The sequence below is a fragment of the Streptomyces cacaoi genome (assembly GCF_006539165.1).
GTDB lineage: Bacteria > Actinomycetota > Actinomycetes > Streptomycetales > Streptomycetaceae > Streptomyces > Streptomyces cacaoi.
In genome coordinates, this window is the sequence record NZ_BJMM01000003.1 from 162,427 (window position 1) to 175,746 (window position 13,320).

General features: G+C 74.4%; 13 protein-coding genes and 1 pseudogene. 6 read left to right on the plus strand and 8 right to left on the minus strand.

The features are described 5' to 3' along the window. Window positions 1-53: 53 nt before the first annotated feature. Both SCA03_RS04050 and SCA03_RS04055 read left to right on the plus strand, forming a co-directional pair. Window positions 54-383 carry a DUF8129 domain-containing protein gene (locus tag SCA03_RS04050; protein WP_030884747.1) on the plus strand — a complete coding sequence of 110 codons (330 nt, stop codon included), beginning with the start codon at window positions 54-56 and terminating at the stop codon, window positions 381-383. Between the two features lie 307 nt (window positions 384-690). After that, window positions 691-1,737 carry an NUDIX hydrolase gene (locus SCA03_RS04055; RefSeq protein ID WP_030890397.1) on the plus strand — a complete coding sequence of 349 codons (1,047 nt, stop codon included), beginning with the start codon at window positions 691-693 and terminating at the stop codon, window positions 1,735-1,737. A gap of 146 nt (window positions 1,738-1,883) precedes the next feature. On the opposite strand, the pseudogene SCA03_RS04060 reads toward SCA03_RS04055, so the two are convergent. Together SCA03_RS04060 and SCA03_RS04065 are read right to left on the minus strand one after the other, a co-directional pair. After that, window positions 1,884-2,554: pseudogene (locus tag SCA03_RS04060) on the minus strand (dienelactone hydrolase family protein); the annotation flags it as partial. Window positions 2,555-2,581: 27 nt separating this feature from the next. Further along, a complete protein-coding gene (locus tag SCA03_RS04065; RefSeq protein WP_051857103.1) occupies window positions 2,582-3,913 on the minus strand; it encodes a dipeptidase in 1,332 nt (443 codons plus the stop codon). 245 nt (window positions 3,914-4,158) lie between these two features. Here SCA03_RS04065 and SCA03_RS04070 point away from each other — a divergent pair, with 245 nt between their 5' ends. Beyond that, a complete protein-coding gene (locus SCA03_RS04070) occupies window positions 4,159-5,535 on the plus strand; it encodes a geranylgeranyl reductase family protein (protein WP_030890388.1) in 1,377 nt (458 codons plus the stop codon). Window positions 5,536-5,608: 73 nt separating this feature from the next. Here the strand turns inward: SCA03_RS04070 and SCA03_RS04075 are convergent, their stop codons facing one another. Beyond that, window positions 5,609-6,076, minus strand: coding sequence for a nitroreductase family deazaflavin-dependent oxidoreductase (locus SCA03_RS04075; RefSeq protein ID WP_086815954.1), 468 nt, complete (start codon window positions 6,074-6,076; stop codon window positions 5,609-5,611). Between the two features lie 228 nt (window positions 6,077-6,304). On the opposite strand from SCA03_RS04075, the gene SCA03_RS04080 reads away from it, so the two are divergent. Further along, window positions 6,305-7,033 (plus strand): TetR/AcrR family transcriptional regulator, encoded by a 729-nt coding sequence (locus tag SCA03_RS04080; protein WP_030890384.1) that lies wholly within the window; start codon window positions 6,305-6,307, stop codon window positions 7,031-7,033. 105 nt (window positions 7,034-7,138) lie between these two features. Here SCA03_RS04080 and SCA03_RS04085 read toward each other — a convergent pair whose 3' ends face one another. Further along, the gene (locus tag SCA03_RS04085) at window positions 7,139-8,158 is read right to left on the minus strand and encodes an aldo/keto reductase (RefSeq protein WP_086815974.1); all 1,020 of its coding nucleotides are present in this window, start codon (window positions 8,156-8,158) and stop codon (window positions 7,139-7,141) included. 161 nt (window positions 8,159-8,319) lie between these two features. Between SCA03_RS04085 and SCA03_RS04090 the strand changes: the two genes are divergently transcribed. Beyond that, window positions 8,320-9,192, plus strand: a complete 873-nt coding sequence (locus SCA03_RS04090; RefSeq protein ID WP_086815975.1) for a helix-turn-helix domain-containing protein — start codon at window positions 8,320-8,322, stop codon at window positions 9,190-9,192. Between the two features lie 85 nt (window positions 9,193-9,277). On the opposite strand, the gene SCA03_RS04095 is transcribed toward SCA03_RS04090, so the two are convergent. Beyond that, complete coding sequence (locus tag SCA03_RS04095; RefSeq protein WP_086815977.1) at window positions 9,278-9,649, minus strand: MerR family transcriptional regulator; 372 nt, start codon at window positions 9,647-9,649, stop codon at window positions 9,278-9,280. A 98-nt stretch (window positions 9,650-9,747) separates the two neighbouring features. Here SCA03_RS04095 and SCA03_RS04100 point away from each other — a divergent pair, with 98 nt between their 5' ends. After that, complete coding sequence (locus SCA03_RS04100; protein WP_086815979.1) at window positions 9,748-10,464, plus strand: SDR family oxidoreductase; 717 nt, start codon at window positions 9,748-9,750, stop codon at window positions 10,462-10,464. A 60-nt stretch (window positions 10,465-10,524) separates the two neighbouring features. Here SCA03_RS04100 and SCA03_RS04105 read toward each other — a convergent pair whose 3' ends face one another. The 3 genes from SCA03_RS04105 to SCA03_RS04115 form a co-directional block, all read right to left on the minus strand. Further along, entirely contained in the window at window positions 10,525-10,992 is a 468-nt protein-coding gene (locus tag SCA03_RS04105; protein WP_030890370.1) for a DUF4442 domain-containing protein, read from the minus strand. Window positions 10,993-11,059: 67 nt separating this feature from the next. Then, the gene (locus tag SCA03_RS04110; protein WP_086815981.1) at window positions 11,060-11,893 is read right to left on the minus strand and encodes an alpha/beta fold hydrolase; all 834 of its coding nucleotides are present in this window, start codon (window positions 11,891-11,893) and stop codon (window positions 11,060-11,062) included. A 156-nt stretch (window positions 11,894-12,049) separates the two neighbouring features. Further along, entirely contained in the window at window positions 12,050-13,312 is a 1,263-nt protein-coding gene (locus tag SCA03_RS04115) for an MFS transporter (protein ID WP_030890364.1), read from the minus strand. Window positions 13,313-13,320: the final 8 nt, after the last annotated feature.

The window sequence follows — 13,320 nt, forward strand, 5'->3', positions numbered from 1 at the left end:
GACGGCGCGGAACGCACCGGAACCCGGGCGTCCGGGAAGGAGGCCCCACTGCCATGTCAGCACAGCAGTCGAACCCTCTGCCGCTGCCCGACTACGATCAGCTGCCCGCCGCCAGCATCGAGCACCGGATCCGCCCGCTGGAGAGCGGTGCCGTCCGGCATCTGCTGGAGCACGAGCGTGCGCACGCGGACCGGCCGCAGGTCGTGGCGGTCCTCGAAGCGCGCCTGGAGCAGCTGGCGGCCGGCGGCGAGCCCTCCGGCGGCGATCCGGCCGCCGGCGGCCCCGACGTCCCCGACGCGACCTCCGGCTCGTCCCCCGTCTCCCCGGACAGTGCGGCCGAGCCGACGGAGCCCCTGCGGCACGGCAAGTACCGGATGCCCTGAGCGGACTCCTGACCTGAATCCTCGCCGGGGACCGCGGCCGTCCGACGCCGTCCTGAACCGGCCGCGCTCGCCGCATGCCGCCGCCCGGCCGCCCGGCCGTGTGCGGGGCCGTTCCGGTCCGGGCCGCGGGTGACGGCCGGGACGCCCCGCCCGAAGGCCGCGGCCTCGTCGGTTGTGTGCGCCCGTCGAATGCGCCGGGGCGTGAGCGCCCAGATTTCCGTGGCGCCCGCAGAGCCGCCCGGCGCGTTTCCCGCACCGGGGGATGCGGGCAACTGAACGGGGGACGACGGATGAGGGGGGAACGACCGTGATCGTCTGGCTGAACGGCGCTTTCGGCGCGGGCAAGACCACGGCGGCGAACGAACTCCTGGACCTGCTGCCGGGCAGCACGCTCTACGACCCCGAACTGATAGGCGCGGGCCTGCGCCACATGCTGCCGAAGGAACGCCTGGGCGAGGTCGACGACTTCCAGGAGCTGCCGTCCTGGCGCCGGCTCGTGGTCGACACGGCGGCCGCCCTGCTCAACGAGGTGCCGGGGCCGCTCATCGCCCCGATGACGCTGCTGCGCCGCGAGTACCGCGACGAGATGTTCGGGGCGCTCGCGGCCCGCCGCATACCCGTGCGCCATCTGCTGCTGCACGCCGAGGAGCCGGTGCTGCGCTGCCGGATAGACCAGCGTGCCTCGGCCGAGGGGGACGAGGCCGGGCGCGCCTGGTGTCTGCGCCGGCTCGGGCAGTACACGGCGGCGCTGCCCTGGCTGACCGACGACGCGCACACCGTCGACACCTCGCGGCTGACCCCGCGCAGGACGGCCGAGCGCCTCGCCGAGGCGGTCGAGGCCGGGCACGGCGCGGTCGACATCGTGCAGACACCCGAGCCGACGGCGGAGACCGTCGCGGCGGGCGTGCTGCTCTTCGACGAGCGCGACCGGGTGCTCCTCGTCGACCCCACCTACAAGCCGGGCTGGGAGTTCCCCGGCGGTGTGGTCGAGCCCGGTGAGGCGCCGGTGCCGGCGGGAGTCCGGGAGGTCTTCGAGGAGTTGGGGCTGCATCTGTCCACGCCGCCCTCCCTCCTCGTCGTCGACTGGGAGCCGCCCAAGCCGCCGGGCTTCGGCGGGCTGCGGCTGCTGTTCGACGGCGGCCGGCTGGCGGCCGGGGACGCCGCGGCGCTGCTGTTGCCGAGCGCCGAGCTGCGCGGCTGGTGCTTCGCCACGGAGGAGGAGGCGGCACGGCTGCTGCCGCCGGTGCGCAGGGAGCGGCTGCGCTGTGCGCTGCGGGCCCGGCGCTCCGGACTGCCGCTCTACCTGGAGGCGGGCGTTCCGGTCGGTGCGCCCGACACCGTCGTACCGGAGTGACGGGCGCCCGGCTTCCCGCAGCCGCCCAACCGCCGCCGCGTCGGCGGACGTTCACCGCTGTGTCCCGGGGACCGCGGGGCCGAGGCCCGGAGGACCCGGGGAACCCGGGGGGCCGAAGACGAGGCCGTGGCGCCGGTCGGCCACGGCGTCACGGGCACGCACTCGGAGAGCAGGCCGACGATGTCGCGCCAGGCCCGCCGTGCGTGCAGCGGGGGTGACCGACGCCGGGAACCGCCGCGTGGCCGGCCGGCGAGTGGTGGAAGGCGTGCAGGGCCCCGCCGTACACCACGAGGCGCCAGTCGACGCCCGCGGCCTGCATCTCCGCGGTGAACGCCGCCTGTTGCGCGGACGGCATGCCCGGGTCCTCGGAGCCGACCCCCGCCCACACCGGGCAGCGGATACGTGACGCCTCGCCGGGGCGGCCCGTGGTCACGGCGTTGACCGTCCCGATCGCCCGCAGACCGGCACCGTCGCGCCCGGGTTCCAGGGCCACGGCGCCTCCGGTGCCGTGGCCGACGGCGGCGATCCGGCCGGGGCCGTTGCGCGGTTCGGCGCGCAGCACGTCGAGCGCCGCCCGGCCGGTGTCCCGCGTCCGCCCGGAGCCGGCGAGCAGCGGCGTACAGCGGGCCGGCATCTCCTCCGGGTCGCTCGGACAGCGCCCGCCGTGCAGGTCGAAGGCCGGCGCCACGTACCCGGGTTCGGCCGGCGCGTCGGCCCGGTCGCGCTCCACATCGCTGAGCCCCATCCCCTCGGGCCCGACCGCGGAGCGCGGGCCGCCCGTTCGTGTACGGCTGTCGACGGCGGGCGGTCCGCGCAGGAGGTGCGTCCGGCAGCGGGCGTTCCGTCAGGCGTCCGCCGCGTGGCCCGAGTAGGCGCGCAGGAACAGGGCCTCGGCGACGGACATGCGCTCCAGCTCCTCCGGGTCCACGCTCTCGTTGACGGCGTGGATCTGCGCCTCCGGCTCGCTCAGCCCGATCAGCAGGATCTCCGCCTCGGGGTAGAGCGCGGCCAGGGTGTTGCACAGCGGGATGGAGCCGCCCATGCCGGCCGTCTGCATCTCCTGCCCGTCGTAGGCGGTGCGCAGCGCCGTCGCCATGGCGGTGTAGGCCGGGCTCGTGGTGTCGGCGCTGAACGGCTGGCCCTGCCCCATGACCTGGACCGCGACCCGCGCGTTCCACGGCACGTGCGCCTCCAGGTGCGCCGTCAGCAGCTCTATGGCCTCCGTGGTGTCCATGCCGGGCGGCACCCGCAGCGAGACGGAGGCGCGCGCCCGGGCCTGCACGGACGGGGTCGCGCCGACCACCGGGGGGCAGTCGATGCCGAGCACGGTCACCGCGGGGCGGGCCCACACGCGGTCCGCGACGGTGCCGCTGCCGGGCAGCTCCACCCCGTCGAGCACCTTGGCGTCCGAACGGAACTCCTCCTCCGGGTAGCCGAGCCCCTCCCAGCGCTCGCCGGTGGCCAGCCCGTCGATGACGGTGTCGCCCGCCTCGTCCCGGAGCGAGTCGAGCGTGCGGATCAGGGCCGCCAGCGCGTCGGGCGCCGCGCCGCCGAACTGCCCGGAGTGCAGGTTGCCTTCGAGGGTGTCGACGGTGATGTGCACGACGGCCATGCCGCGCAGCGTCGCCGTGACGGTGGGCAGCCCGCGGCGGAAGTTGCCGGTGTCGCCGATCACGATCGTGTCGGCCCGCAGCAGCTCGGGGTGTGCCTCGGCGTACTGCTCCAGACCGCTGGTGCCCTGCTCCTCGGAGCCCTCGACGATCACCTTGACGGAGACCGGCACCCCGCCGTTCGCCTTGAGCGCGCGCAGCGCCAGCAGATGCATCACGAAGCCGCCCTTGCAGTCGGCCGTGCCGCGGCCGTACCAGCGCCCGTCCGGCCCCTCGGTCATCTCGAACGGCGGGGTGCGCCAGGCGCTCTCGTCCAGCGGCGGCTGCACGTCGTAGTGCGCGTACAGCAGGACGGTCGGTGCGCCCTCGGGGCCGGGGAGGAAGCCGTAGACGGACTGGGTGCCGTCCGGGGTGTCCAGCGCCGCGACGTCCTCGAACCCCTCGGCGCGCAGCGCGTCGGCGACCCAGGCGGCGGCGCCCTCGCACTCGCTGCGCGGGAACTGCTGCGGATCCGCCACGGAGCGGAAGGCCACCAGCTCCGCCAGCTCGTCGCGGGCCCTCGGCATGAGGGAGGCGACCGTGCCGGCGATGCCCGCCGGCGCGGCGGCGGACTCGTGCGCGCCGGCGGTCGCCGGAGAGACGGAGGCACCGGGGACGACCGTCGGGTCGGACGGAGAGTGCTGCATGGGAACGCTCCTTGTGGGCGCGACGTTGGCACACGTGTACGGAGACATGTGTATCGCACATGAGCGGCGCCGTAGGATGCGGTGCACGATTCCCCAACGAGGTCGACCGGGAGCAGAAGCACATCGTGAGCAGCGAGAACGCAGCCGGGAGCGAGGACGGCGCAGGAGCCGGGGGCGCCGGGTCCGGCGGCGAGGAGCAGGTCTGGGACGTCGTCGTGGTGGGGGCGGGGCCCGCTGGGGCCTCGGCTGCCTACGCGGCGGCGGTCGCCGGACGCCGGGTGCTGCTCCTGGAGAAGGCCGAACTGCCCCGCTACAAGACCTGCGGCGGCGGCATCATCGGACCGTCCCGGGACAGCCTCCCGCCGGGCTTCGAACTGCCGCTGCGGGACCGTGTGCACGCCGTCACGTTCTCCCTGAACGGCAAGCTCTCGCGTACCCGCCGCTCCCGGAACATGCTCTTCGGTCTCGTCAACCGGGCGGAGTTCGACCACCGGCTGGTCGAGTCGGCGCTCAAGGCCGGTGCCGATGTGCGCACCGGCGTCACCGTCTCCCGGGTCGAGCAGCACGGGCCCGCCGTGCCCGACCGGCGGACCGTGGCCGTCGTCCTGGCCGGCGAGGAGCGGCCGGTGCTGGCCCGTGCCGTGGTCGGGGCCGACGGCAGCGCGAGCCGGATAGGCGCGCACGTCGGGGTGAAGACGGAGCAGGTCGATCTCGGTCTGGAGGCGGAGATCCCCGTTCCGCCGAGCGTCGCGGAGGACTGGGCGGGGCGCGTCCTCGTCGACTGGGGCCCGCTGCCGGGCAGTTACGGATGGGTCTTCCCCAAGGGCGACACGCTGACCGTCGGCGTCATCTCCGCGCGCGGCGAGGGCGCCTCGACCAAGCGGTACCTGGAGGACTTCATCGCACGGCTGGGCCTCGCCGGCTTCGAACCGAGCGTGTCCACCGGCCATTTGACCCGCTGCCGCGCCGACGACTCCCCGCTCTCCCGCGGCCGCGTCCTCGTCTGCGGTGACGCCGCGGGCCTGCTGGAGCCCTGGACCCGCGAGGGCATCTCCTTCGCGCTGCGCTCCGGGCGGCTGGCGGGGGAGTGGGCCGTGCGGATCGCCGAGTCGCACGACGCCGTGGACGCCCGGCGCCAGGCGCTCAACTACGCGTTCGCCGTCAAGGCGGGCCTCGGCGTGGAGATGGGCGTCGGCCGCCGGCTGCTGGGCATCTACTCGCGCCGACCGGGGCTCTTCCACGCCGCGCTCACCGGATTCCGGCCGGCCTGGAACGTCTTCGCCCGGTTCACCCGGGGTGCCACCTCCCTCGCCGAGGTCGTGCGGGTGCATCCCGTCGCCCGGCGCGCGCTCGACGCCTTCGACCGCCGCGAGGCGGGCCGGGACGGCGAGGGCGCGGAGACGGCGGCCGGTGAGCAGGAGAGCGGGGAGCCCGCCGGGACGCCGGGCGGCGGAGGCGAAGGCGGGGAGCGGGGCGGCCCGGCGGCCGGACGGTCCGCCTGACGCGCGCACCCGCGGTCCCGGTCTCCGGCCCGGTGGCCGGACGGTCCCGGCCGGATTCGGTCGGTGTGCCGGGTCAGTCGGTGTAGGTGAGGCGGAAGACCGGGTGCCGGGCCGCCGCGGCGCGCAGTTCCTCCGTGGAGGAGTCGGGGCCGAGCCCGTCGAAGAAGGCGCCGACCTCCCAGCCCCAGCGGCGCAGATAGGCCCGCAGGATCTCCGGCCGCTCCTCCTCCGGCACCTCGACGGCGGTGAACGACCGTGCCCGCCTGCCGTGTTCGAGCAGGCCGCCGCCGGCCGCCCGCATGTTGTGCGTCCACTGGACGTGGCCGCGCGCCGCCACCAGATGGTCGGCGCCCGCGTGCCTGAGCGGGTTGACGGGGGTGCGCCGCCACTGGCCCGTGCTGCGGCCCTCGACCACCAGCACCCGGGAGCCGGCCACGGCGATCCCGCGCCGGGAGAGCCAGGCGATGGCCCGGTTGAGCACGTTCCTGGTGAGCCATCCCGGCGTGCGGACATGGGCCGGGGCGTCGCTCGTGGTCGGCATCGGCGGTGCTCCTTCGGTGAGGGGGGGCGGGGCCCTGGCGCGGTGGCAGGGCAGGTCACGGGGGCGACGGAACCCGGCAGGGCGGGGCCCGGCGCTGGACGAGAGCGGTGCCCACTTTCGAGAGCAGTGCTCTCGTCCGCCGTTCCACTGTCGCACGCGCGGCACCCTTCGGCAAGAGCGGTGCTCTCGGAGTTGAGCAGTGCTCTCTCTGCTGGGACACTGGCCGGCATGGTGCGACAGGCGCGGAACGCGCGGGAACGGGCACGCGGTGAACTCACCGCGGCGATCAAGGACGAGGCGCGCCGGCAGCTCGCCGCCGAGGGCGCGAGCCGGCTCTCGCTGCGTGCGGTGGCGCGCGAGGTGGGCATGGTCTCCTCGGCGCTGTACCGCTACTTCCCCAGCCGGGACGAGCTGTTGACCGCGCTGATCATCGACGCGTACGACGCCGTGGGCGCGGCCGCCGAACGGGCCCTGGCCGAGGCCGAACAGGCGGGCGAGCCCTTCGGGGCGCGCTGGCTCGCGGTCTGCCGCACCGTACGGGCCTGGGCGCTCGACCATCCGCACGAGTACGCGCTGCTGTACGGCACGCCCGTCCCGGGGTACGCGGCCCCGCAGACGACGACGGGCCCGGCGTCGCGGATGCCGTCGGCACTGCTGCGGATCGTGCGGGACGCCCACGCGGCCGGTGAGCTGCGCGAGCCCGTATCCGGCGGCCCCGCGCCCACGGAGGAGCTGCTGGCGCAGGCCGAACAGCTCGCCGTGCTGCTGGAGATCGCGGTCCCGGCGGCGGCGACGGTCGAGGTGCTGATCGCCTGGGCGCAGCTGTCCGGCCTGGTGAGCTTCGAGCTGTTCGGCCAGTTCCACGGTGTGGTGGACGCCCGGGACGCACTGTTCGACCACGCGGCGGCCGGGCTCGCCACCCGGGTCGGCCTAGCCCCGTCCCCCGGCGTGCGATGAGCCCCCGGGCCCGCGTACGGAGTGCGGCCCGGGCCGGAAGCGCGGTGCGGCGCGGCCCCGGCTCGGGGTCCGGCCCCCGGCTCAGGCCGCCGACCGGCCCCCGGCTCAGGCCGCCGACCGGCGCCCGGCGGGGCGACGCCGGAGAGCCGTATCGATCAGTGCCGGGGGCCGGTACTCCTGGTCGAGCGCGCTGACGTCGGTGCCCGGCGGGACGATCTCGTCGATCCGGTCGAGGAGGTCGTCGGACAGCTCGACGTCGGCGCCGGCGAGCAGGTCGTCGAGGTGCTCCATGGTGCGCGGGCCGAGGAGCGCGGCGGTGACGCCCGGGTGCGCGACGGCGAACGCCATGGCCAGGTGGGTCAGGGGCAGACCTGCCTCCCGCGCGAGCGGGACGAGCTGTTCGACGACGTCGATGCGGCGCTCATCGGTGAGGTGGCGGGAGAACGGGGCGCGCTTGAGGCCGTTCTCGCTGCCCCTGCGCACCCGGCCGGTCAGCAGGCCCTGGCCGAACGGCCCCCACACCAGGACGCCCATGCCGTACTCCTGCGCGACCGGCAGGACCTCCCGCTCGATGCCGCGGTTCAGGACCGAGTACGGCGGCTGCTCGGTGCGGAACCGCTGGAGCCCGGCGCGTTCCGCGACCCACTGGGCCTGGACGAGCGTGGAGGCGGGCGTCGTCGAGGAACCGATCGCGCGTACCTTGCCGGCCCTGACGAGGTCGGTCAGGACGGACAGGGTCTCCTCCAGAGCGGTGTCCGGGTCGGGCCGGTGCAGCTGGTAGACGTCGATGTGGTCGGTGCCGAGCCGGCGCAGGGAGTTCTCGACCGCGGTGGTGATCCAACGGCGGGAGGCACCCCTCTCGTTGGGGCCCTCGCCCATGGGCATGCCGGCCTTGGTGGCCAGGACCACCTCGTCGCGACGGCCCGCCAGGGCCTTCCCGACGACCTCTTCGGAGTCGCCGTAGCGGTCGGCGGTGTCGATGAGGTTGATCCCTGCGTCGATCGCCTTGTGGATGATCCGGACCGACTCGTCGGGGGCGTTGCCCATGCTGCCGGCGAACATCAACGTGCCGAGTGCGTAGGGGCTGACCTTGATCCCGGTCCGCCCGAGGTTGCGGTACTTCATGAACGTGCTCCTTCGGCGCACACCGGCGGGCTCCCACCGGTCACCGGCGGTCGGCCGGCGCGTCCACCCTTCGCGGGCCGCGGATACCGGGCCAGTGCCTGCCGCAGCCAGTGGACCCGGAGTACCAGGACGGGACGCGTCCGAGTGCCGATACTGGGCGGATGAGCGCAACCACGGAGCTCGGCAGGGCCCTGCACGCGTGGCGGGATCGCACGACACCGGCCGAGGTCGGCCTCCCGGGCGACGGACGCCGACGCGCCCCGGGCCTACGGCGCGAGGAACTCGCCCTGCTCGCCGGCTTGTCCGTCGATTACCTGGTGCGGCTCGAACAGGGCAGGTCGACGCATCCGTCCCCGCAGGTGCTGGCCGCGTTGGCTCGGGCGTTGCGGCTGGCGACGGCGGAGCGTGAGCACCTCTTCGTGCTCGCCGGTCAGCCGGTGCCGGGCCCCGGGCAGGTTTCCGCTCATGTGCCGGCGGGCGTCCAGCGCGTGCTGGACCGGCTGGCCGGTACGCCGCTGAGCGTGTACGACGCCGCGTGGAACCTCATCACGTGGAATCCGTTGTGGGCCGCGCTGTTCGGTGACCCGCCCGCGCCACGCGGCTTCGCGAGGAACGCGGTGTGGTGGTCCTTCGTCGAACCGCCCGCCGGATACCCGCAGGCGGTGAGCCGGGGAGAGGGGGACCGCGCGGCCTTCGTTTCCGACCTGCGCGCGGCGTCGGCGCGTTACCCGCAGGACGCCGGGCCGGCCGCGCTCATCGATGAACTCCGGTACCGAAGCGGTGACTTCGCCGCGCTGTGGGACTCCGGCGCCGTGGGTGTGCACGCGCCCCTGACCAAGACGGTCCGGCATGCGGGCATCGGTGAGCTGACTCTCGACTGCGACATCCTCGCGGCGCTCGGGACCGACCTGCGGATCATGGTCTTCAGCGTGGCGGAGGGCAGCGGGACCGCCGAACGCCTGCGGCTGCTGGAGGTCGTCGGCGCCCGGACGCTGACAGACCAGGATCCGGCCCTGCCCGCACGACGAACATGAACGCCCGGGTGCCGACCTGTTCTCCCCTTCGTGTGCGTCGTGTCGCCGCCTCGACCGCGCGCGTGGCCGGCCGAAGTCCCCACGTTCACGGGCCGCTGGTGGCGGGCGGCGCGGCGGCCGAGGAGACCATCGTCTCCAGCAGCAGGTCGAGCTTGGCGTGGGCCTCGGCCAGCTGTGCGCGTCGCTGCTCGATCCGGAGCCGCTGACCGCGCACCTCGTCGATCATGTCGGCGCTGACGTGCCGGGTGGACTCGCACCGCAGGAGAAGGGCGACCGTCCTGCTCGGCAGCCCGGCGGAGTAGAGGCACTGGATCAGTCGGACCCGCTCCGGCGCGTCCCCGCCGTACACGCGCTGCCCCGTCGGGGAGCGGTCCGCTTCGAGCAGCCCCTGCTCGTCGTAGTAGCGCAGCGACCGCACGCTGACGCCCGTCGCACGGGAGAGTTCCCCGATTCTCATGCACAGCTCCTCCGGGACGGTTGCCCCTCACACCCGTGTGAGGTCCTACGGTCGGCAGCGATCTCGACGCCGGGTTGATTCCCGAGAGAGGACGTGCAATGAGGATCAGCGAGCAGACCGCCTTCGTGACCGGTGCGAACCGAGGGATCGGACGCGCCTTCGTCTCGGGGCTCCTGGCCCGCGGCGCCGGGAAGGTGTACGCCGGGGTGCGCGATCCACGGTCGGTGGACGGGGAGTTGGCCCGCGACCCGCGAGTGGAGATCGTGCGCCTGGACATCACCGACTCGGCTCGGATCGCCGATGCCGCCGAGACGGCGAAGGACGTCTCCGTCCTCGTCAACAACGCCGGTGTCGTCACGTTCGAGTCACTGCTGTCCGGATCGCTGGAGTCGGCCCGCGCACTGTTCGACACGAATGTGTTCGGAGTCTGGGAGACGACCCGGGCGTTCGCCCCCGCGCTCAGGGAACGGCGGGGCGCCGTCGTGAACGTGCTCTCCGCGATCGCGTGGTTCTCGCCCCCGCAGAACGGCGCCTACGCTGCCACGAAGTCCGCGGCGTGGAGCCTCACCAACGGGCTCCGGAGGGAACTCGCCCCCTCCGGGGTGCTGGTGCAGGGCCTGCACTTCGGCGCGGTGGACACGGACTTCGCCGCCGGGTACACCGGGCCGAAGATCGCTCCGGGCGACGTGGTGAGCGCCTCTCTCCAGGGCCTGGAGGACGACAGGACCGAGGTGCTCGTCGACTCCGAGAGCCGAGCGGCGAAGGCGGCCCTGGCCGGTCCTCCCAACGGTTGTGTCCACCAGGTCGAGGGGTGAGGAAACGGCTGCACGGGCGGGCGCTGAGCAGGGAGCGGCGGCTTTCGAGCACGGCGGAACCTACGCGCGGTCCCGCTTGCGGCGCACGTAGAGCTGTTTGCGTACCCGGGCGACGACCGTGCCGTCCTCGGCGACGACCGTGGACTCGAACCAGGGCAGGGCCTTCGAGCCGTCCGCCGTCGCCCCCCGGATCTCCGCCAGCCGTTCCTCGGTCAGGGTGAACTCGGCGTAGACGTCGCCCCGTCCGGGGGAGACGTACTCGATCTCGGCGGCCTTGTCCCACACCACGTAGTCCCGGCCCAGCCGGTTGACGGCCAGGAGCACCCAGAACGGGTCGTTCATCGAGTAGAGGGAGCCGCCGAACTGGGTGCCGAAGTAGTTCCGGTTGAGGCGGCCGAGGCGGAGCCGTACCCGGGCGTGGCTCCAGTCGTCGGCGATGTGGAGGACCCGGATTCCGGCGAACCGGAGGGGCGGCCACCAGCTCAGGGCCCGTCGCAGTCCGCGCGGGGTGCGCAGCGCCTTGTTCATGCCGGGGAACCTACCACGCTTATTACTTGCGGGTAACCGGAGGTGGTGCCGCCCGGGGAGCCGTGCCTCAGGCATCCAGGAACCCGGCCAGCGGGGCGAGCAGTTCGGCCGGGGCGTCCTCCTGGACCAGGTGTCCGGCGCCCTCGATCAGATGCAGCCGGGCATCGGGCAGCGCCGCCGCCAGCCGGTGTGCGCGGTCCACCGGGATCCACCGGTCGTCGGTGCCCCAGCACACCAGCACCGGCGGGACGACCTCGCCCAGGCGCTGCTCGATGTCGTCCGTCCACCGCCGGTCGTTCTGGGCGATCTGCCGGTAGAAGGCCGGGCGGCCCTCCTCGCCCAGCCACGGTGCCGTCAGCCGGGTGAGCACCTCGGGATGCAGCCCCGGCCCGCCGACGGTCGCGATGTACTCGCGGACGAGCGCCGCGTGCAGGTTGTCCGGGAGCCGGGCGAAGACCTCGGCGTGCTCGGCGATCAGCCGGTAGGTGGGCGAGCCCCAGGGGGCGAGCGTGACGACATCGGTGAGCGCGAGCCGGGAGAAGCGTGCCCCGTGGAGCAGATGGGCCCGCAGGGCCACGGCGCCGCCGAAGTCGTGCGCCACCACCGCCGGGCTCTCCAGCCCCCAGTGCTCCAGCAGTCCGGCGAACAGCCGGCCCTGCGCGCCCAGCGAGACGTCCTGCCCCTCGTACTTGGCGGAGGCGCCGTAGCCCGGCATGTCCCAGACGTACACCTGGTGGCGCGCCGCGAGGGCGCGCGCGAGGCTCCGCCAGACGTACGAGGACCAGGGGGTGCCGTGCAGCAGGACGACGGGCGGCAGCCCGGGTGCGCCGAGGCGCGCCCAGCGCACGGTCCCCTGCGGGCTGTCGTAGGTGTGCTCCAGCGTCCAGTTGTCGTTGTGCATGGGCACCATGCTGGCCGCCGGGCCGGACGCCGAACACTGGCCGGACGGACCACAACCGTCAGGATCCGGCCATCAGATGGGCCCGTCGCTGCCGGTGCCGGTGCCGGTGCCCGTACCGGTACCGATACCGGTCCGTCCGGCCGGTCGTCGGGCGGGTCAGTGTTCCGGCAGGACGGCGTGCCGGGTGGCCCAGGCGACGGCGGCGGCGAAGGCCGCGAGCAGGGAGACGGTGAGCAGCGCCGCCGTCAGCGAGAGCCAGTCGGCGAGGAAGCCGATGGCGACGGGGCCGAGCAGGATGCCGCCGTACCCGAAGGTCGAGGCCGCGGCCACGCCCGAGGGGCCCGCCAGGTCCCCGGCCCGGCCGATCGCGATCGGGAAGACGTTGGCCAGCCCCAGCCCGGTGACCACGAACCCGGCGAGCGCGGCCCACACCGAGGGCGCCAGCGAGCCGAGCAGCATCCCCGCGCAGCCCAGCGCCCCGCCTCCGATGAGCACCCGGCCGGGGCCGAGCCGCTCCAGCAGCGTCGTCCCGGAGAGGCGGCCCACCGTCATCGCTCCCGCGAACACCGAGTAGCCGGCCGCGGCGACGCCCGCACCCGCGCCGAGGTCATCGGTCAGATGCAGGGCGCTCCAGTCGGCGAGGGCGCCCTCGCCGTAGGCCGTGCACAGGGCGATCAGGCCCAGCACGGCGACCAGCAGCCGGGCCCGGCCCGTCGGCGCCGTCCGCCGCGCCGGCTGAGCGGGCTGCGCGGGGCGCGTGCGCGGTGCCGAGCGCTCGGCGCGCGGGAGGTGGTGCCGCAGCAAGGTGGGGGCGGCCAGCAGTGCGACGACCAGACCGAGGGCCGCCAGCAGCGTCAGATGCCGGGTCGGCGTCAGATGCCCGGCGACGACGCCGCCGAGTGCGGCGCCCAGCATGCCGCCGAGGCTGAACGCGGCGTGGAAGCTCGGCATGACCGGCCGGCGCAGCGCGGCGACGAGGTCGACCGCCGCGCTGTTCATGGCGACGTTGATGCCGCCGTAGGTCGCACCGAAGACCAGCAGGACGAGGCCGAGCGCGAGCGCGGAGTGGGTCAACGGCGGCAGTGCCACGCTCAGCGGCAGCAGGACGCCCGAGGCGACCACGACCGGCTGATTGCCGAACCGGGCGCACAGCCTCCCGGTGAGCATCATCGTGGCGACGGCCCCGGCCGACACCCCGAGCAGGGCGAGCCCCAGCGCGCTGGACGAGGCGCCGGTCTGCGCCTTGACGGCGGGGATGCGGACCACCCAGCCGGCGAAGACGAAGCCGTCGAGGGCGAAGTAGACGGTCAGTGCGATGCGGAGGCGGCGCAGCTCCGACGGAGGGGGCGCGGACGGTGAACCGCTGCCGCGCCCCTTCGCGCCGGCGAGCGCCGACCGTATTTTGTTCAGTGTCGGCACAAAGAGAG